This is a genomic window from Rhodococcus sp. EPR-147 (assembly GCF_001647185.1).
Taxonomy (GTDB): Bacteria; Actinomycetota; Actinomycetes; order Mycobacteriales; family Mycobacteriaceae; genus Rhodococcoides.
Genome location: NZ_LVCU01000299.1, coordinates 1 through 18,286 on the forward strand (window position 1 = coordinate 1; position 18,286 = coordinate 18,286).

The following is an 18,286-nucleotide window of genomic DNA, read 5'->3' on the forward strand; positions in this document are numbered from 1 at the left end:
GTCGATCACCTGCCGACACCAGCGCACGAAGTCTCCACCCGAGAGTGCTTTGCCGTTGTCACCCGCGGTGACGAGCGCATCGACCAACGAATGGTTCGACGCCCACTTGTAGATCGCCTTCACGAAGCCCATGTCGGGTTCTCTCGTCGGCGGCAGCTTGTGTCGCACCTCGTCGGACCGCAGCTCGTGCCACACCCGGACGGTCTCGGTCAGCGCGTGCCGAATCGGACCCGTCGGTCCGTGCGGGGTGATGTCACCCTCCGATCTGGACTCGTAGACCACCGCCGAGACCACCGCCGCCAACTCTGCCGGAGAAAGCCCCTGCCACAGGCCGCCGCGCAAGCATTCGGCGACCAGCAGATCGGACTCGGAATAGATTCGGCTCAGCCTGGCACCGTCCTCGGTGACCTTCGGATCCTTGCCTGCCGTCACGTAACCGCGGTCGGCGAGCAAAGCCAGGATGCGGTCGAACGTTCGGGCCAGTGAGTTCGTCGTGGCCGACACCTTCTGGCGCATCGTTTCGGTCTCTCGCGCCAACCGGTTGTAGCGTTCGCCGGTGCGACCGAGCTCGTCGCGGTCGGGACGAGCGTGCACCGGATGCGAGCGGATTGCTCGCCGAAGGGTGGCGAGCTCCTTGTCGTCCGCTGCCGTCGACTTGCGTCGGATACGGTCCGACGGCTGCGATATTCCGCGGGTGACCAGGGCGGCCGCGAGATCGCGTCGGGTCTTCGCGGTGCGGTGGTCGACGAATCGCGGCAGTCGCATCGTTCCCAGAGACGTTGCGGGCGATGGGAAGTCCGCTGCCGAAAGCCGGCCGGCCCACTTGTCCTCGGTCAGCACCAGCGGACGCGGATCGGCCCGGTCGTCATCGGGCTCGAGAACCACGGCAAGGCCGCTGCGGCGACCGGTCGGCAACGAGATCCCGTCGCCGCGGCGCAGAGCACGCAGCGAATCGACGGCCTTGTCCCGCCGATCGGACCTGCTCTGGCGTTCGAGGGTCTTCTCCCGATCCTTCAGTCGTTCGCGGAGCTTCGCATACTCGAAGTACTCGCCCTCGGGGCCACCGAGGCGTGCACCGAGTGCCTCCAACGTCTGCATGTTCTTCTCGATACCGCGAACCATCCCGACGACGGAGCGGTCCGCCTGGAACTGCGCGAACGACCGCTCGAGCAGCAGACGCGAATCGGCCGCACCGAACTGTTCGATGAGGTTGATCGACATGTTGTATGCCGGCGCGAACGAACTGCGCAGCGGGAACGTACGCGTCGACGCCAGCCCCGCGACCTCGGTCGGCTCCGTGCCGGGCTGCCACAGCACGACGGCATGCCCTTCGACGTCGATGCCGCGGCGTCCGGCTCGGCCGGTCAGCTGGGTGTACTCCCCCGGCGTCAATTCGGCGTGTGTCTCACCGTTGAACTTGACCAACTTCTCGAGCACGACGGTTCGGGCCGGCATGTTGATCCCGAGAGCCAAGGTCTCCGTGGCGAACACCGCTCGGACGAGACCCTTGACGAACAACTCCTCGACGGTGTGCCGGAAGACCGGCAACATCCCGGCGTGGTGGGCGGCGAATCCCCGTTCCAGTGCGTCGCGCCACTCCCAGAAGCCCAGGACTTCGAGGTCCTCGCGCGGCAGCTCCGAGGTGTGTTTCTCGACGATGTACCGGATCTCCTCGGCCTGCTCGGGCGTGGTCAACACCAGCCGCGAACGCATGCACTGGGTCAGCGCGCCGTCGCAGCCGGCACGGCTGAAGATGAATGTGATGGCCGGGAGCAGACCCTCTTCGTCGAGTTTGGCGATCACATCGGGTCTGGCCAGTGGTCTGTTGTTCGCGCCGCTGCCCTGACCGCCACCGCGACCTCCGCCACCCGAACGTCCGCCGCGGCCCCTGCTGTGCGGCGCGTGCCAGCGGTCCATCGAGTCGAGGGACTGGCGTTGTTTGACGTGTCGGACGAGTTCACGGTCGACGACGATCTTCTGACTGCCGTCGGCCGACTGGGCTCGCGTGTCGAACAGATCGAACAGTCGGCGACCGACCATGATGTGCTGCGAAAGGGGCACCGGACGGTTCTCGTCCACCACGACCGCGGTGTCACCGCGAACCGTGCTCATCCAGGCACCGAACTCCTCGGCGTTGCTCACCGTTGCCGACAGGCTGACCAGTCGAACGTCGTCGGACAGGTGCAGGATGACTTCTTCCCACACCGCCCCGCGGAAACGGTCGGCGAGATAGTGCACCTCGTCCATGACGACGTGCGAGAGTCCTCGCAATGCATCCGAGGATGCGTACAGCATGTTGCGCAGCACTTCGGTCGTCATGATGACGATGGGCGCGTCTGGGTTGATCGACGAATCTCCGGTCAGCAGCCCGACCGTGTCGCGCCCGTACCGTGCGGTCAGCTCCGCGAACTTCTGGTTGCTCAGCGCCTTGATCGGGGTGGTGTAGAAGCACTTACGTCCCGCGGCGAGCGCAAGGTGCACCGCGAACTCGCCGATGACCGTCTTGCCCGCACCGGTGGGGGCACAGACCAGTACCCCGTGACCGTTCTCCAGCGCTGTGCAGGCATCCACCTGGAACCGGTCGAGGGGAAAGCCGAGCTCGGCGGAGAATCGTTGCAGCTGGGTGGGTCGGGGGCTCGTCCCCGTATCGAGAACCGTCTCGGTCATGCTTTCGACCCTACGGGCCGGTCGATGTCAGATCGTGTCGTCGTACTGCGCCTGTACTCGGGTCGCGGTACCGAGACCGCTGGACGGCGGTGTCGGAGCGACAGCATCCGGTGATTCGATCGAACTTGCGCCGTCGATGCGCGTTGCTTCGTCATCTGACACATCACCCCATTCGTCTCTTCTCTTGCGCAACTTACGCTTGTCGTGAATTCGCGCAATCTGCACTGCCATCTCGAAGAGCACCGTCAACGCCAAGGCCAAGGCCAGCATGGAGAACGGGTCCTGGCCAGGAGTTGCGATGGCCGCGAAGACGAACAATCCGAAGATGAGACCTCGACGCCACGCCTTGAGTCGCTCGTAGGTGAGTACGCCGACGAAATTCAAGGCAACGACCAGCAACGGAATCTCGAAGCTGACGCCGAAGATGATGAGGAGGTTGATCAGGAATCCGAAGTACTGATCACCGCTCAGCGCGGTGATCTGCACGTTGTCGCCGATGGAGAGCAGGAAGTGCAGGCCTTTGGCGACCACGAAGTAGGCCAGGACGGCTCCGGCGACGAACAGCGCAGCCGCTCCGGAGACGAACGAGACCGCATGTCGTCGTTCGTTGGCGTACAGACCCGGGGTGATGAAAGCCCAGATCTGGTACAGCCAGATGGGGCAGGCCAGTACGACACCGGCGGTGAACGCGACCTTGAATCGCAAAAGGAACTGATCGAACGGTCCGGTGGCGAGCAGACGACACTGATCGTCGTTGCTCAGATTCGCGCGCAGACTCGGGTCGAGTGTGCAGTAGGGACCGCGTAGGAGGTCGCCGAGGCTTTCGACGCCGAAGATGGTGTGCGAGTACCAGAAGAACCCGAAGGCAGTCGTCACTGCGACTGCTACCAGCGACCACAGGAGCCGGGTTCGCAGCTCGTACAGATGATCGACCAACGACATGGTGCCGTCGGGATTGATTCGGCGCTTGCTTCGCCGCGGATCGAACGGAATGCGCATGGTGTTCTACGGTCAGCCTTCGTCGGTCGGACGACAGCGAAAAGCCGTCACCGACAGCAGTGAACCTTCGGTGCCGAACTGGCACCGAAGGTGTGCTGAGCGGCCGTGCGCTCAGGCAGACTTCGCGTCGTGCTGGGTCTCGGTGTTCGGCTGCGCGACCGGGGCGGGCGAGGGCAGCTGAGCGGGAGCGACGGGCTGCTGAGCGGGAGCGGTGTCGGTGTCGGACTTGCCGTCGTTCTGCATCTCCTTCACCTCGCTCTTGAAGATGCGCAACGACCGGCCGAGTCCGCGAGCAGCCTCGGGCAGCTTCTTGGAACCGAACAGAATGATGACGACCACCGCAACGATGGCCCAGTGCCAGGGACTGGTGAATCCCATGTGAACCTCCTACAGATCAGATGAATCGAGCGTACCCGACCACGGGTGCCGACTTCGGCAGCGGCGGGTCCGGGTTTGCCCGGTGTTCATGTGGCGACGGGACCGTCCGCGCTGGTCGCGTCGAACTCTGCGTACGCGTCCAGGGCCGAACGTGCTCGGTCGCGGACGGAGTTCACCAAGGATTCAGGTGCCAGTACCGTGACTCCGCCGCCGAAGCCCAACGTCAACCGTGTCATCCACTGCAGCGTGGCGAATCGCATCGTGACCACGATCGACCCGTCCGCATCCGCCGCGACCTGTGTCATCGGGTAGTAGTCCAGGATCCAGGTGAATGCAGGTGAGACCTTCAGCCGCGCCTGCGACAGCGAGGGATCGTCGTTGAAGATCTCGAAGGCGTCCTCGTCCTGCACCGATTCCGGCGGCGCGGCCGGTTCGTCGAGTTCGGTGGCCGAGTCGATGCGGTCGAACCGGAACAGCCGAACACCCTCGGCGCTTCGGCACCACGCCTGGACATAGCTGTTGTCGTCGACGACCACCGTCCTGATCGGGTCCACGGTCCGCTCGGTCAGGACGTCCCGCGACGCGGAGTAATAGGTCAGTTCCAGAGCGTGCCGGTGCCGCAATGCGGATCGGACGGTGGCAGGGACCGGCCCCTCCTCCGTATCCGTGCCGTCGTGATCGGACGAGAGTGGCACGTTGGCCGCCGCCGATCCTGCCGCGGTCTCGATCTTCGCGATGGCGCGCTGAGCAGCGGACGGGTCGACCATCCCTGGCATCGACGTCAGAGATCGAAGCGCAACCAACAGGGCCGTCGCCTCGGTCGACGTCAGGCGCAGCGGTCGATCGATGCCGGCCGAGAACGTCACGTCGATGCTCTCCTCGGAGAACGACAGATCGATGAGATCACCCGGGCCGTAGCCGGGCAGACCGCACATCCAGAGCTGATTGAGATCGGCCATCAGCGCCGCCGTCGACACCCCCAGCTCCTGGGCGGCCTCCTCGGCGCTCAACCCGGGATTGGCCATGAAGAACGGCACCATGTTGAGCAACCTGGCCAGCCGAACCGACAGTCGCGCGCTCATCGCTCGTTCTCCACATCGGCCGCTGTCCGCAGTGTCGAGATCACATCGGCGCGCAGTTCGGCGGGTTCGAGTACCACCGCATCCGCGCCGTGACCTGCTATCAACCGCGAGATCCAGTCCCAGGACCGCACGGGAACCTCCACGACGGTGCCGCTGCGGGCACCGAGACTCTGCACACCCACCACCGTTCCCATCCTGCGTAGTTCCAGCGCCTTGCCGTCGTGCAGCCATACCCGGGCCGTGCCCGCCACCGAGGACGTGCCCGCCACTCGGCGGACGATGTCCTGCAGGTCGATGCCGTCGGGCTTGCGCACGCTCTGCGCGGTGCCGAACGGTTTGACGTCGTCGCCGATTCGGGAGAGGCGGAACGTGCGGGTGTCGTTGCGATCCACGTCGTGTCCCACCAGATACCAGCGGCCGCGAAACGTCACGACACCCCACGGCTGGACGGTTCTGGTGGTGAACGGCTCGGTCAGCGAGGGTCGGTGTTGGAAACGTACCGATCTACCGTCGTCGATCGCGGCCAGCAAGGCACCCAGCGCAGGTTCCGAGCCCCGGGTGCGTGCGGGAACCGCGGTCACCGCCGCAGCGGACTCGCTCTGGTCGACCTGGATTCCCGCCGCTCGAAGTTTGAGCAGCGCGCTCTGCGCCGCGGAGGTGAGCTCCGGTGATTCCCACAGTTTGACGGCGACCGCGACGGCGGCCGATTCCGCGCTGGTGAGGTCGATGTCGGGCAGTTCGTACGCGTCGCGGTTGATGCGATAGCCCTCGACGCCCCCGAACCTGGTGGCAGTGCCGGTCTCCAACGGGACTCCGAGGTCACGCAGTTCGTTCTTGTCCCGCTCGAACATCCGGCTGAACGCCTCGTGGCTGGTGGAGTCGTCGTACCCGGCAACGCTCTCGCGGATCCACTCCGCGGTCAGGAACTGACGTGTCGACAACAGACAGATGACCAGGTTCATCAGGCGTTCGACTTTGGTGGTGGCCACGACAGTCGAGCCTAGTTGCTCATCGGAGGACCGAGCGGTAGCGACCCGAGCTACCGGAGGTCCACCTGGCTACATCGACGCGATCAACCGCTCGACCCGCTCGTCGACCGAGCGGAACGGGTCCTTGCAGAGCACGGTTCGCTGAGCCTGATCGTTGAGCTTGAGGTGCACCCAGTCGACCGTGAAGTCGCGACCTGCCTCCTGGGCGGCCGTGATGAATTCTCCGCGCAGCTTGGCTCGGGTGGTCTGAGGCGGTAGATCGACGGCCTCGTCGATCTGTTCGTCCTCGGTGACTCTCTTCGCAAGACCCTTGCGCTGCAACAGGTCGAAGACCCCCCGGCCACGCTTGATGTCGTGGTACGCCAGGTCCAACTGTGCGATCTTGGGATCGGACAGCTCCATCGAGTACCGGTCCTGGTAACGCTGGAACAGCTTGCGCTTGATGACCCAGTCGATCTCGATGTCGACCTTCGCGAAATCCTGTGTCTCGATGGCGTCGAGCGTGCGTCCCCACAGATCGACGACCTGCTCCACCTGAGTGTTCGGCTCGCGTGTCTTGAGATGCTCGACGGCTCGCGCGTAGTACTCACGCTGAATGTCGAGGGCGCTGGCCTGTCGTCCGCCGGCGAGTCGAACGGGACGGCGTCCGGTGAGATCGTGGCTGACCTCCCGAATGGCGCGAATCGGATTGTCCAGTGCGAAGTCTCGGAAGGACACTCCCGCTTCGATCATCTCGAGAACGAGGGCCGCCGTTCCGACCTTGAGCATCGTCGAGGTCTCGGCCATGTTGGAGTCGCCCACGATGACGTGCAGCCGGCGGTACTTCTCGGCGTCGGCGTGCGGCTCGTCGCGAGTGTTGATGATCGGCCGCGAACGAGTGGTGGCCGAGGAGACGCCCTCCCAGATGTGCTCGGCGCGCTGCGACAGGCAGAACGTCGCAGCCTTCGGCGTCTGGAGTACCTTGCCTGCGCCGCAGATCAACTGACGCGTGACCAGGAAGGGCAGCAGAACGTCCGAGATCCGGGAGAACTCCCCCGCTCGCTGGACCAGGAAGTTCTCGTGGCAGCCGTACGAGTTGCCGGCCGAGTCGGTGTTGTTCTTGAACAGGTAGATATCGCCGCCGATGCCCTCCTCTGCCAGGCGCTGCTCGGCATCGATCAGCAGGTCTTCCAGTACCCGTTCGCCGGCGCGGTCGTGGGTGACCAACTGCAGCAGACTGTCGCACTCGGCGGTGGCGTACTCGGGGTGCGAGCCCACATCGAGGTACAGGCGGGCACCGTTGCGAAGGAACACATTCGAGCTGCGACCCCACGAGACGACTCGGCGGAACAGATAGCGAGCCACTTCGTCCGGACTCAGGCGTCGATGTCCGTGGAAAGTACATGTGACACCGAACTCTGTCTCGATGCCCATAATTCGTCGCTGCACACTTCGACACTACAACGCAACCCTCGAAACGATGTGTCGGAGCGCCCCGATGTCGTCTGTCGGTGAGGATGTCGTCGCACGTGCTTAGGCTGGGCGTCATGACTTCCACGCGCACCTCGATCTCGACGGCCGTTCACGCGTGGGATCTGTCCTTGGTGGCACGAAGTGCCGCTCTGCGGCAGAGCCGGGCGGACGGCGGCCTGCGCGCGCTGAGCAACGCCGCCGATCACGGTCGTCTGTGGCTCGGTGCGGCTGCGCTTCTCGTGGCTGCAGGTGGCCCGGCCCGACGCGGGGGCGTTCGGGGTCTCGTCGCTCTGGCAGGTGCGAGCTCGGTCGCGAACGGCCTGCTCAAACCGTTGTTTCCGCGAACTCGTCCGGATTCCGAGTCGGTTCCCGTCCTGCGTCAGGTGCTGGCTCCACCGGTGTCGTCGTCGTTCCCCTCCGGTCATTCGGCGTCGGCGGCTGCGTTCGTCACGGCGGTGGCAATCGAATCCCCGGTAGCGGGTGTGCTGCTGGCGCCCGTTGCGGCTGCGGTGTGTTACTCGCGGGTCCACGTCGGGGTGCACTGGCCGACAGACGTCATCGCCGGTGCCGCTCTCGGCTCGGCCATCGCGTTGTCCACCCGTCGCTGGTGGGCCGTACGGTCGGGCAAGCCCGCCGATCTGGGCTCGCCGGTCGACGTCGAGCCGCTGCCGGGCGGCCGGGGGCTGCTGGTGCTTGTCAATCCGGGTTCGGGCGACGACTCGGAAGCCGTGCCCGACTCGATCCGTCGAGCACTTCCCGACGCAGATCTGTTCGTCCCCGATCCCGACCGGGACTTCAACGAGCAACTCGAGCAGCGAATTCGGAGCACCTCCCCGCGTGCGCTCGGTGTCTGCGGCGGCGACGGAACAGTGGTCAGCGTCGCCGCGTCGGCGGTACGCAACGGGTTGCCGCTCGCAGCATTTCCGGGCGGCACCCTCAACCACTTCGCTCGCGACACCGGGCTGACCGTCGTGGAGGACACCGCTGCCGCTGTGGAAGCGGGCACCGCGGAACTGGTCGACATCGCCGAGGTGTCCGTCGACGGCCGCAGCGTGTCGTTCGTCAACACCGCTACCTTCGGTGGCTACCCCGACTCGGTGCGGCTGCGTCAGAAGTTGCAGCGCCGAATCGGCAAATGGCCGGCCGCCGCCATTGCGATGACGAGGGTGCTGGCGGCTGCGGAACCACTGAACATCGGGCTCGACGGCACCAGGCATTCGGTCTGGATGCTGTTCGTGGGCAACGGCAACTACGTACCGGCAGATCAAGTTCCTATGTCTCGCAGCAGCATTCACACCGGAACCCTCGATGTCAGGTTTCTACCGTCGGAGCCGAAGGCATCGAGAACCAGACTGCTGTGGGCAACGTTGACCGGCACCCTCGGCTCGTCACCCGCCTACGTCCGTCGAGCGGTGAAGAAACTGACCGTCGAGGTGGAGGGCGCCCCGGTTGCGCTGGCGGCCGACGGCGAAGTGGTGGGCGACGGAACGTGGTTCGAGTTCACCAGTGACGAGAACGGTCTCGCGCTCTATCGGAAGCGATAGAGCGCGAGACCGTGGGAAAATCGGGGCCACCGATCAGGAGGGCGGTGCCGCTTCGGTATCGGTCACTGCCTCGGCCGCCGCAGACGGCGTCGGCAACATGTCCTCGAGCGCAGCTCCGGCTATGCGTCGGAACGCTCGCCTCGGCCGACCCTGGTCCAGCACCGCAACCTCGAGCGCCGATACTTCGAGAACCTTCTTCTCCGGCTCACCGCCCGCCGCAGGCGGCGTCGCCGGACCTGCCGTGAGTGCGTCGACGGCGACACGGACCGCGTCGGCCAGGTCGAGTCCGGACCGGTACGTGTCCTTGAGCGCAGCCACGATCGGCTCGGTCGTTCCGCCCATGACGACGAAATCCTGCTCGTCGACGATGGATCCGTCGTAGGTGATGCGGTAGAGCTGGGTCGCGATCGGCTCGTCCTGATGCGAGACCTCCGCGACACAGATCTCGACCTCGTACGGCTTGAGCTGCTCGGTGAAGATCGTGCCGAGTGCTTGGGCGTACGTCTTGGCGAGCGAACGGCCGGTCACGTCACGCCGATCGTAGGTGTATCCCTTGATGTCGGCGTGCTGAATTCCGGCCTTGCGCAGGTTCTCGAACTCGTTGTACTTGCCCACGGCCGCGAAACCGATCCGGTCGTACAGTTCGCTCACCTTGTGCAACGCGGTCGAACGGTTCTCGGCCACGAAGAGCACCCCGTCCGCGTACGTCAGCACGATGACGCTGCGGCCGCGGCCGATTCCCTTGCGCGCCAACTCCGAACGATCGCGCATGATCTGTTCGGCAGATGCGTAGTACGGCATCGTCATGGTGCGCTACCCCCTTCGCTCACTTGCTGACCGGCCCGGGTGTGATGCTCGGCACCGCCGGAATGTGCGGCGCTCTCGGTCCGCTCCGCGAGGACGGACCGAGCCGCGGCCGAAATCCTGTCGTGCGCAACATCGTCCGCACCGACGCTGGTGATGGCGACAGCCGTCGGGTAGATCCCGCGGGTGACGTCAGGACCACCGGTGGCCGAGTCGTCGTCGGCGGCGTCGTACAGCGATTCCACCGCTGCGCGAATCGCCTCCTCCTCGGTCATTCCGGGGCGATAGAGCTTCTTGAGCGCGGACTTGGCGAACAGCGATCCCGATCCCACCGCGTGGTAGCCCGAACGCTCCTCGTATCGCCCGCCGACCACGTCGTAGGACACAATTCTTCCGGCACGATCCGGATCCGAGATGTCGATGTCGAATCCGACCAACAGCGGGACCGCGGCGAGCCCTTGCATCGCGGCACCGAGATTGCTTCGGACCATCGACGACAGCTTGTTGGCCTTGCCGTTGAACGTGAGCGGCACGCCCTCGATCTTCTCGTAGTGCTCGAGTTCGACGGCGAAGAGCCGCACCAGTTCGATCGCTATGCCGGCAGTTCCGGCGATACCCGCTGCGGAGTAATCGTCGGTGACGTAGACCTTCTGCATGTCGCGATTGGCGATCAGATTGCCCTGCGTGGCTCGCCGGTCACCCGCGATCAGAACGCCGCCCGCGTAGGTCAGCGCGACGATCGTCGTCCCGTGCGGGGCAATACCGGACTTGTCCGACCCGCCGTTCGCGGTGTGGGACGCCAGGTCCGCTGCGATACCGCTCTCGGGCAACAGATGAGGGGCGTGCTGACGAAGATAATCGGAGAACGACGAGCTGCTCGACCCGAACGGAATCGCCGTTCCGTCGCCGGCCGACCGTGGGTCCGAACGATCCACCGTCACTGGCCGCCCTTCTGAACGTAGGCGCGCACGAAGTCCTCGGCGTTTTCCTCGAGCACGTCGTCGATCTCGTCGAGAAGGTCGTCGGTCTCCTCGGCCAGCTTCTCGCGTCGTTCCTGACCACCGGCTCCGGTGTCGCCTGGAACCTCATCGTCGTCGCCGCCGCCAGAGCGCCGTGTCTGCTCCTGTGCCATAGTCGCCGACCTCCTCCGTGTATCGAGAAAACAGATCTACTGCACTCTCACCGGTCGATCCGAGGTGCACCGTCGTGGATGTGCAAGTGCAACCGAACGTTCCGCCGAAAGTGCACGGACCTTTACCCTACCGACAGACCGACTCCGTCGGTCGGCAAGACACCGCGAATAGTCGGTACCGGTCTTCGGGCGCGTCAGTTGGTGAGCTGATCGACGAGTTCGGCGGCACTGTCGACCGACTCGAGCAGCGCACCGACGTGCGATTTCGTGCCTCGAAGCGGCTCGAGGGTCGGGATGCGGACAAGGGAGTCGCCGCCGAGATCGAAGATGACCGAGTCCCAGCTCGCGGCGGCGATGTCGGCACCGAACTTGCGCAGGCACTCACCGCGGAAGTACGCCCTCGTATCATCCGGCGGCGTGCCGACGGCATCGAGCACCTGCTGCTCGGTGACCAGTCGATCCATCGACCCACGAGCAACCAGCCGGTTGTACAGGCCTTTGTCCAGGCGAACATCGGAATACTGCAGGTCCACCAGATGCAGCCGAGGAGCCGACCACCCGAGCCCCTCCCGCTGGCGGAACCCTTCGAGCAGGCGCAATTTCGCGGGCCAGTCCAACAGATGGGCGCACTCCATCGGATCGCGTTCGAGAAGGTCGAGGACCATCGCCCACTTGTCGAGCACATCCAGAGCGCGCGCGTCGTCGCTGCCCTCGGCGGCCACGAACTTCGCAGCACGCTGGTGGTAGATCCGCTGCAGCGCAAGCCCGGTCAGCTCGCGGCCGTCGGCGAGCGCGACGGCCTTACGCAGCGTCGGATCGTGGCTGATCTGATGGACTGCGGTCACCGGCCTGGCCAGCTGCAGATCGGACAGATCGACCCCTGCTTCGATGAGATCGAGCACGAGCGCGGTGGTGCCGACCTTGAGGTAGGTCGACATCTCGGCGAGATTGGCGTCGCCGATGATGCAATGCAGGCGGCGGTACTTGTCCGCGTCCGCGTGTGGTTCGTCGCGCGTGTTGATGATGCCGCGCTTCAGGGTGGTCTCGAGGCCCACCTCCACCTCGATGTAATCCGCCCGCTGCGAGAGTTGGAAGCCCGCTTCGTCACCGGACTGGCCGATTCCGACGCGTCCCGATCCGGTGATGACCTGCCTGGAGGCGAAGAACGGAGACAGACCGGCGATGACCGCCGAGAACGGCGTCTCGCGCGACATCAGGTAGTTCTCGTGGGTGCCGTACGACGCGCCCTTACCGTCGACGTTGTTCTTGTAGAGCTGCAGGCGCGGGGCACCGGGCACACTCGAGGCGTGGCGAGCGGCGGCCTCCATGACGCGCTCGCCGGCCTTGTCCCAGATCACTGCGTCCAACGGATCGCGTACCTCCGGGGCGGAGTACTCGGGGTGCGCGTGGTCGACGTACAGGCGGGCACCGTTGGTGAGAATCATGTTGGCCGCGCCGATCTCGTCGGCGTCGATCACCGGTGCCGGGCCGCTGAAGCGCCCGAGGTCGAATCCGCGGGCATCACGCAGCGGCGACTCGACCTCGTAGTCCCAGCGTGTGCGCTTGGCCCGGGGTACCCCGGCGGCTGCCGCGTAGGCGAGCACTGCCTGGGTCGATGTCAGGATCGGGTTGGCGGTGGGTTCGGTGGGCGAAGATATGCCGTACTCGACCTCGATACCGATGATGCGCTGCATATGTCGAGCCTAGACGTCGGCCGCAGAGCGCTTTCGGGGCGCGCCCTGTGCGGACGCGCCCCGAAAGTGGTGTTCGACGAAGCTACAGGTACTGGCCGGTGTTGGCCTCGGTGTCGATCGCCCGGCTCGCGCTGGCGTTCTTGCCGGTGACCAGCGTGCGGATGTAGACGATCCGCTCGCCCTTCTTGCCGGAGATTCGAGCCCAGTCGTCCGGATTCGTGGTGTTCGGTAGGTCCTCGTTCTCGGCGAATTCGTCGACGATGGAGTCGAAGAGGTGTTGAATTCGCAGCCCGCCGTTGCCGGTCTCGAGTACCGACTTGATGGCGTACTTCTTGGCGCGGTCGACGATGTTCTGGATCATGGCACCGGAATTGAAGTCCTTGAAGTACAGAACTTCCTTGTCTCCGTTGGCATACGTCACCTCGAGGAAGCGGTTGTCGTCGCTTTCGGCGTACATGCGCTCGACGACGCGGTCGATCATCCCTCGGATGCAGGCAGCGCGATCTCCGCCGAACTCTGCGACATCGTCGGCGTTGACCGGCAGCGAGTCGGTCAGGTACTTGGAGAAGATGTCCTGCGCCGATTCGGCGTCCGGCCGCTCGATCTTGATCTTCACGTCCAGGCGACCGGGCCGCAGGATCGCGGGGTCGATCATGTCTTCACGGTTGGAGGCACCGATCACGATGACGTTCTCCAGCCCCTCCACGCCGTCGATCTCGGCGAGCAGCTGCGGGACCACCGTCGTCTCGACGTCGGACGAGACGCCCGAACCACGGGTGCGGAAGATCGAGTCCATCTCGTCGAAGAACACGATGACCGGGGTGCCCTCGGACGCCTTCTCCCGTGCACGCTGGAAGATCATGCGGATGTGACGCTCGGTCTCGCCGACGAACTTGTTGAGCAGCTCGGGGCCCTTGATGTTGAGGAAGAACGACTTCGCTTCCTTGGCGTCCTGGCCGCGGGCCTCGGCGATCTTCTTGGCCAACGAGTTGGCAACCGCCTTGGCGATCAACGTCTTTCCGCAGCCGGGAGGGCCGTAGAGCAGCACACCCTTGGGCGGACGCAAGGAGTACTCGCGAAACAGATCCTTGTGCAGGAACGGGAGTTCGACGGCGTCGCGAATCTGCTCGATCTGCCGACCGAGACCACCGATGTCCTCGTATCCGACGTCGGGCACCTCCTCGAGGACCAGGTCCTCGACCTCGGCCTTGGGGACACGCTCGAACGCGTAGCCGGCCTTGGTGTCGACGAGCAGGGAGTCGCCGGGACGGAGTTTGCGGGACGGTTCGTCCGGGTCGATGGGGCCCTCGTCGTTGACCATGTCGATCAACGGCTTGGCCAGCCACACCACTCGTTCCTCGTCGGCGTGACCGACGACGAGTGCTCGGGATCCGTCGCCCAGAAGCTCACGCAGAGTGCTGATTTCGCCGACCTGGTCGAAGGTGCAGGCCTCGACGATGGTGAGCGCTTCGTTCAGGCGCACCGTCTGTCCCGGTGCCAGTGAGTCCGCCTCGATGTTGGGTGAACACGTCAGCCTCATCTTGCGTCCGGAGGTGAACACGTCCACCGTGCCGTCGTCGAAGACGCTCAGCAGAACGCCGTAGCCGCTCGGCGGTTGGCCGAGGCGGTCCACTTCCTCGCGAAGTGCGATGAGCTGTTGCCTGGCCTCTTTCAGGGTGTCCATCAACTTCGCGTTGCGCAGCGACAGAGAATCGACGCGTCCTTCGAGTTCGCGTACCTGTTCGGGGGACTCCCCCAGCTGACGGCGCAGTGAAGCAGCTTCGGCTCGCACGGCGTCCAGTTCGGCTCTGGCCGCGGCCACATCCGGATTGTCTGTTGAGCTCATGAGCGACTCCTCCCAGTGACGATCTATCAACGCTACCGGCACCGGCCCGAATGTGCGGACCGACACCACGATCGGGACGGAGAAGCAGTGTGTCTCGACCGCACCCGAGCGTCGGTCGAGTTCATGTTAGCCTCACCTGACCAAGCAGCGGACCGACCATGGAATCAGGGGCTTCACCAGTGAAGATGCGCATTTTCTCGGCAGGTGTCGCGCTCGCGGCAGCGATGATTTCGGTGGCCGGCTGCAGTTCGGCCGACGATTCCGATCACACCGATCACAATTCGACGGCGGCCGCCGAAATCAGCGATCCCGCAACCGATGCACCCACCGTCGCAGCACCTACCGCGGCTGAACTCGAAGCATCTCTGCTGCAACTGGTGGCACCGGATGTCGACGCGGCGACGAAAGCGGCTTCGGTCGAGAACGGGCAGGCACGCCTGACCAACCTCGAAACGATGACCGCGGCTCTGGCGAATTACGGCGCCATCACATTCGAGGTTGCCGAACCGACGGTCGAGGGCCAGACGTCCACCGCCGACGTCGCGATCGCCACTCCGCGGGGAACGGCAGCACCGTCCCCGCAGACCTGGGTGCTGATCGACGGCGACTGGAAGCTCTCCGATGCCAGTACCTGCCAGATTCTCGCCATGGGGCAGGCACCCTGCGCCTAGAGGCCGGGAATCCTCGGCGACGCCGCTGGGATCGTCAGCCCTTGCCGGACCGACGCTGAGGCTTCGGCGTGACGGTGCCCTCGGCGAGGCGTCGGACACTGACGAGGAATGCCGTGTGCCCCTGCATCCGATGCTCGGGACGAACCGCCAATCCGACGACGTGCCACCCGCGCACCATCGACTCCCACGAGCGGGGTTCGGTCCAGCACTCCTGCGCGCGAAGGGCTTCGACGACCTTGGACAACTGCGTCACCGTGGCGACGTAGACCAGCAGCACGCCGCCGGGGACGAGAGCCTTCGATACGGCAGGCAGTGCGTCCCATGGCGCGAGCATGTCGAGGACGACGCGGTCGACCTGCTCGCCGGGACGATCGACACCGAACTGATCCACGTCGGCCACCGTCAGGTGCCAGTTGGACGGCCGCTCGCCGAAGAACGTCTCGACGTTCTTGATCGCGTAGTCGGCATGGTCCTGGCGGATCTCGTAGGAGATGACCGTTCCTGCGGTACCGACGGCACGCAGCAGCGAGCACGTCAGCGCGCCCGATCCGGCACCGGCCTCGAGCACTCGCGCGCCGGGGAACATGTCGCCCTCGTGCACGATCTGGGCTGCGTCCTTGGGGTAGATGACCTGCGCGCCACGCGGCATCGACAGCACGTAGTCGGTCAGCAGCGGCCGCAGTGCGAGGTAAGGGGTGCCGTTGACGGACGTGACGACGCTGCCCTCGTCGGCGCCGAGCAGTTTGTCGTGGGTGATTCCGCCCCGGTGGGTGTGGAACTCCTTGCCCGCCTCGAGCACCACCGTGTAGTGGCGGCCCTTACCGTCGGTGAGCTGGACTCGATCTCCGACGCGGAACGGTCCGCTGCGTGCGGGTCCGGTCGGTACCGGCTCGACCGGCACGTCGTCATCGGTCGCGAGAGCTTCGTCGAGTTCGATTTCGTCGACAGTTGCGGTGACCACTTCGTCCGCACCGATGACCGGGGCATCGACGATCGCGTCGACCTCGGGCCCGTCGGTCGACGCGGACGCGGAATCACCGAAGGACACAGCATCACCGGACGGCACAGCGGAACCTGCTTTCGTTGCTCTGTTGGGTGCCCGACCTGTTGCGATCCGGCACCTGGGACGACTCGACGTGCCAGACTACGGCCTTGACCGAAGATGTCGGACCAACGGCATAGGGTCGCAGTCGTGAGTATTTCCGCGTCGACGCCCGTCGACTTGCCTCTACTCGATCTCGGCGACAGCGAGCAGACGTCGCCGGCGACGTCCGGCTCCCGCAGTACACCGGCGTTGTCGCCTTCGCGCGCAGGTGATTTCAAGCAGTGCCCACTCCTCTATCGCCTGCGTGCCGTCGACCGGATTCCCGAGGTCTCCACCGAAGCTCAGGTGAAGGGAACTGTGGTGCATGCCGCATTGGAGGCCCTGTACGCGTTGCCCGCACAGGATCGTGTTCCGGCCACTGCGCGAGAACTCGTCGATCCGGCGTGGGAGCGAGTGGTCGCTCGGTCACCCGACATCGAGAGTCTGGTTCCGGCGGACGAAAGACCGGCGTTTCTCGACCGGGCTCGCGCGCTGGTCGCCGGGTACTACGAGCTCGAAGACCCCACTCGGTTCGAGCCCGAGTCCTGCGAACAGCGCGTGGAGGTAGTGCTGGACGACGGTACGCCGCTGCGCGGATTCATCGATCGGATCGACGTGGCACCGAACGGGATGATCCGCGTCGTCGATTACAAGACCGGTCGGGCACCGCGAGAGTTCACCGAGTCCAAGGCGCTGTTCCAGATGAAGTTCTACGCGCTGATGATCATGCGGATGCGTGGAGTCGTTCCGGCACAACTGAAGTTGATGTACCTCTCCGACAAGCAGGAGCTGACCTACACCCCGGACGAGGGCGAGTTGCGGAGGTTCGAGCGCATGCTCTCGGCCATCTGGAAAGCGATTCTGGCTGCGGGCGAGACCGGCGATTTCCGCGCCAAACGGGGCGCGTTGTGCAAGTGGTGCGACCACCAGGCGCTGTGTCCGGAATTCGGTGGTACTCCCCCGGCGTATCCGGGTTGGCCCACGGCCGCTGCCGATCCGGCGGGGGCCGAGCTGTGACCCTCACCGCGAAGGCACTGCCGAACGCCTTCTTCGTTCCCGCCGGTGTCGGCAGCGAAGGCCACGAGCGGGTCACCGCTACCGAGCACACCGTCAGTCTGTGGGCACCGACGATGCAACACGGCGCTCCGCCGTCGGCCCTGTTGGTCCGGGCGCTCGAGCGAGTCGACGCCAGGGAGGACACCCGTATCAGTCGCGTGGCCGTCGACATCCTCGGACCGGTTCCGGTCGGGGACATCGAGATCCGGTCATGGACGGAGCGTCCCGGTGCCAATATCGAGCTCGTCGTCGCGGAACTCTGGGCGGACGGCACGTCGGGAACTGCGCGGGCGGTGGCCCGCGGCAGCGCATGGCGATTGCGCACCACGCCGACCGACGACGTTGCACACTCCGGGGATCCGGTGATGCGACCGGTGAGCGACGGAGTCGATTACACCTTCGGTGGCACCTGGTCGTCGGGTTATCTCGACGCCGTCGAGTTCAGGACTCTCACCGGACTCGGCGAGCCGGGGCCGGGCCAGGTGTGGGCGAGGCCCAGACCCGTTCTGGTGCAGGGTGAATCGATGACTCCGTTGGAGAGACTGTTCTCTATTGCCGACATCGCCAACGGAATCGGAGCCAAGCTCCCGATCGACGAATGGACGTTCCTGAACACCGATCTGACCGTGCACGTGTTCCGCGTGCCGCAGGGAGATTGGATCGGGGTGTCCGCCGAGACCTCCACCGGGCCGGACGGAATCGCAATGTGCGCGGGCACCCTCAGCGACGAACGAGGACCTGTCGGTCGCATCGCTCAGACGGTGTTGGTTAGACGTCGCAGCTGACGTCTCGTCCGATCGAGACGTCAGCGCTGTGACGACGTGAATTCGGATTCAGAACGCGCGGCAGGACCTGATGTCGGAGGCGAGGATCGCCTTGGCACCGAGA

The 18,286-nt window shown here is 65.2% G+C and carries 16 protein-coding genes; 4 read left to right on the forward strand and 12 right to left on the reverse strand.

Annotated elements, in window-relative coordinates:
- From A2J02_RS14220 to pafA, 6 genes are all read right to left on the reverse strand, one after another.
- Positions 1 to 2,667, reverse strand: a 2,667-nt coding sequence (locus tag A2J02_RS14220) for a DEAD/DEAH box helicase (protein ID WP_068050771.1), incomplete at its 3' end; no start/stop codon positions are given.
- Between the two features lie 27 nt (positions 2,668 to 2,694).
- Positions 2,695 to 3,666 carry a twin-arginine translocase subunit TatC gene (gene tatC / locus A2J02_RS14225; RefSeq protein WP_068050772.1) on the reverse strand — a complete coding sequence of 324 codons (972 nt, stop codon included), beginning with the start codon at positions 3,664 to 3,666 and terminating at the stop codon, positions 2,695 to 2,697.
- Between the two features lie 111 nt (positions 3,667 to 3,777).
- The gene (gene tatA, locus A2J02_RS14230; protein WP_068050773.1) at positions 3,778 to 4,044 is read right to left on the reverse strand and encodes a Sec-independent protein translocase subunit TatA; all 267 of its coding nucleotides are present in this window, start codon (positions 4,042 to 4,044) and stop codon (positions 3,778 to 3,780) included.
- A gap of 86 nt (positions 4,045 to 4,130) precedes the next feature.
- Positions 4,131 to 5,126 (reverse strand): helix-turn-helix transcriptional regulator, encoded by a 996-nt coding sequence (locus tag A2J02_RS14235; protein WP_068050774.1) that lies wholly within the window; start codon positions 5,124 to 5,126, stop codon positions 4,131 to 4,133.
- Positions 5,123 to 6,115, reverse strand: a complete 993-nt coding sequence (locus tag A2J02_RS14240) for a helix-turn-helix transcriptional regulator (RefSeq protein ID WP_068050775.1) — start codon at positions 6,113 to 6,115, stop codon at positions 5,123 to 5,125. The genes A2J02_RS14235 and A2J02_RS14240 overlap by 4 nt, the downstream gene beginning before the upstream one ends.
- Before the next feature lie 69 nt (positions 6,116 to 6,184).
- A complete protein-coding gene (gene pafA / locus A2J02_RS14245) occupies positions 6,185 to 7,543 on the reverse strand; it encodes a Pup--protein ligase (protein WP_197478028.1) in 1,359 nt (452 codons plus the stop codon).
- A 98-nt stretch (positions 7,544 to 7,641) separates the two neighbouring features.
- Between pafA and A2J02_RS14250 the strand changes: the two genes are divergently transcribed.
- Complete coding sequence (locus A2J02_RS14250; protein ID WP_068050777.1) at positions 7,642 to 9,111, forward strand: bifunctional phosphatase PAP2/diacylglycerol kinase family protein; 1,470 nt, start codon at positions 7,642 to 7,644, stop codon at positions 9,109 to 9,111.
- Between the two features lie 33 nt (positions 9,112 to 9,144).
- Here A2J02_RS14250 and prcA read toward each other — a convergent pair whose 3' ends face one another.
- From prcA to arc, 5 genes are all read right to left on the reverse strand, one after another.
- A complete protein-coding gene (gene prcA, locus A2J02_RS14255) occupies positions 9,145 to 9,918 on the reverse strand; it encodes a proteasome subunit alpha (RefSeq protein ID WP_068050778.1) in 774 nt (257 codons plus the stop codon).
- Positions 9,915 to 10,856: a proteasome subunit beta gene (prcB, locus tag A2J02_RS14260; protein ID WP_068050779.1), complete on the reverse strand. Its 942-nt coding sequence runs from the start codon at positions 10,854 to 10,856 to the stop codon at positions 9,915 to 9,917. Before prcB ends, prcA begins: the two co-directional genes overlap by 4 nt.
- Positions 10,853 to 11,047, reverse strand: coding sequence for a ubiquitin-like protein Pup (locus A2J02_RS14265; RefSeq protein ID WP_008716348.1), 195 nt, complete (start codon positions 11,045 to 11,047; stop codon positions 10,853 to 10,855). Before A2J02_RS14265 ends, prcB begins: the two co-directional genes overlap by 4 nt.
- A 194-nt stretch (positions 11,048 to 11,241) precedes the next feature.
- Positions 11,242 to 12,741, reverse strand: coding sequence for a depupylase/deamidase Dop (dop, locus tag A2J02_RS14270; protein WP_068050780.1), 1,500 nt, complete (start codon positions 12,739 to 12,741; stop codon positions 11,242 to 11,244).
- A gap of 82 nt (positions 12,742 to 12,823) precedes the next feature.
- Complete coding sequence (gene arc / locus A2J02_RS14275; RefSeq protein ID WP_068050781.1) at positions 12,824 to 14,587, reverse strand: proteasome ATPase; 1,764 nt, start codon at positions 14,585 to 14,587, stop codon at positions 12,824 to 12,826.
- A gap of 185 nt (positions 14,588 to 14,772) precedes the next feature.
- Here arc and A2J02_RS14280 point away from each other — a divergent pair, with 185 nt between their 5' ends.
- Positions 14,773 to 15,258: a hypothetical protein gene (locus A2J02_RS14280; RefSeq protein ID WP_068050782.1), complete on the forward strand. Its 486-nt coding sequence runs from the start codon at positions 14,773 to 14,775 to the stop codon at positions 15,256 to 15,258.
- A gap of 34 nt (positions 15,259 to 15,292) precedes the next feature.
- Here A2J02_RS14280 and A2J02_RS14285 read toward each other — a convergent pair whose 3' ends face one another.
- Positions 15,293 to 16,159: a tRNA (adenine-N1)-methyltransferase gene (locus A2J02_RS14285; protein WP_052047554.1), complete on the reverse strand. Its 867-nt coding sequence runs from the start codon at positions 16,157 to 16,159 to the stop codon at positions 15,293 to 15,295.
- Positions 16,160 to 16,480: 321 nt separating this feature from the next.
- On the opposite strand from A2J02_RS14285, the gene A2J02_RS14290 reads away from it, so the two are divergent.
- Positions 16,481 to 17,359, forward strand: a complete 879-nt coding sequence (locus tag A2J02_RS14290; protein ID WP_373454840.1) for a RecB family exonuclease — start codon at positions 16,481 to 16,483, stop codon at positions 17,357 to 17,359.
- Positions 17,360 to 17,376: 17 nt separating this feature from the next.
- Positions 17,377 to 18,183, forward strand: coding sequence for a thioesterase family protein (locus A2J02_RS14295; protein WP_068050784.1), 807 nt, complete (start codon positions 17,377 to 17,379; stop codon positions 18,181 to 18,183).
- Positions 18,184 to 18,286: the final 103 nt, after the last annotated feature.

Bases quoted from the DNA above. Each gene is read 5' to 3' on its own strand.
- tatC (WP_068050772.1), bottom strand. From the start codon at position 3,666: ATGCGCATTCCGTTCGATCCGCGGCGAAGCAAGCGCCGAATCAATCCC.
- A2J02_RS14280 (WP_068050782.1), top strand. From the start codon at position 14,773: ATGCGCATTTTCTCGGCAGGTGTCGCGCTCGCGGCAGCGATGATTTCG.
- tatA (WP_068050773.1), bottom strand. From the start codon at position 4,044: ATGGGATTCACCAGTCCCTGGCACTGGGCCATCGTTGCGGTGGTCGTC.
- A2J02_RS14250 (WP_068050777.1), top strand. From the start codon at position 7,642: ATGACTTCCACGCGCACCTCGATCTCGACGGCCGTTCACGCGTGGGAT.
- A2J02_RS14235 (WP_068050774.1), bottom strand. From the start codon at position 5,126: ATGAGCGCGCGACTGTCGGTTCGGCTGGCCAGGTTGCTCAACATGGTG.
- dop (WP_068050780.1), bottom strand. From the start codon at position 12,741: ATGCAGCGCATCATCGGTATCGAGGTCGAGTACGGCATATCTTCGCCC.
- arc (WP_068050781.1), bottom strand. From the start codon at position 14,587: ATGAGCTCAACAGACAATCCGGATGTGGCCGCGGCCAGAGCCGAACTG.
- prcA (WP_068050778.1), bottom strand. From the start codon at position 9,918: ATGACGATGCCGTACTACGCATCTGCCGAACAGATCATGCGCGATCGT.
- A2J02_RS14265 (WP_008716348.1), bottom strand. From the start codon at position 11,047: ATGGCACAGGAGCAGACACGGCGCTCTGGCGGCGGCGACGACGATGAG.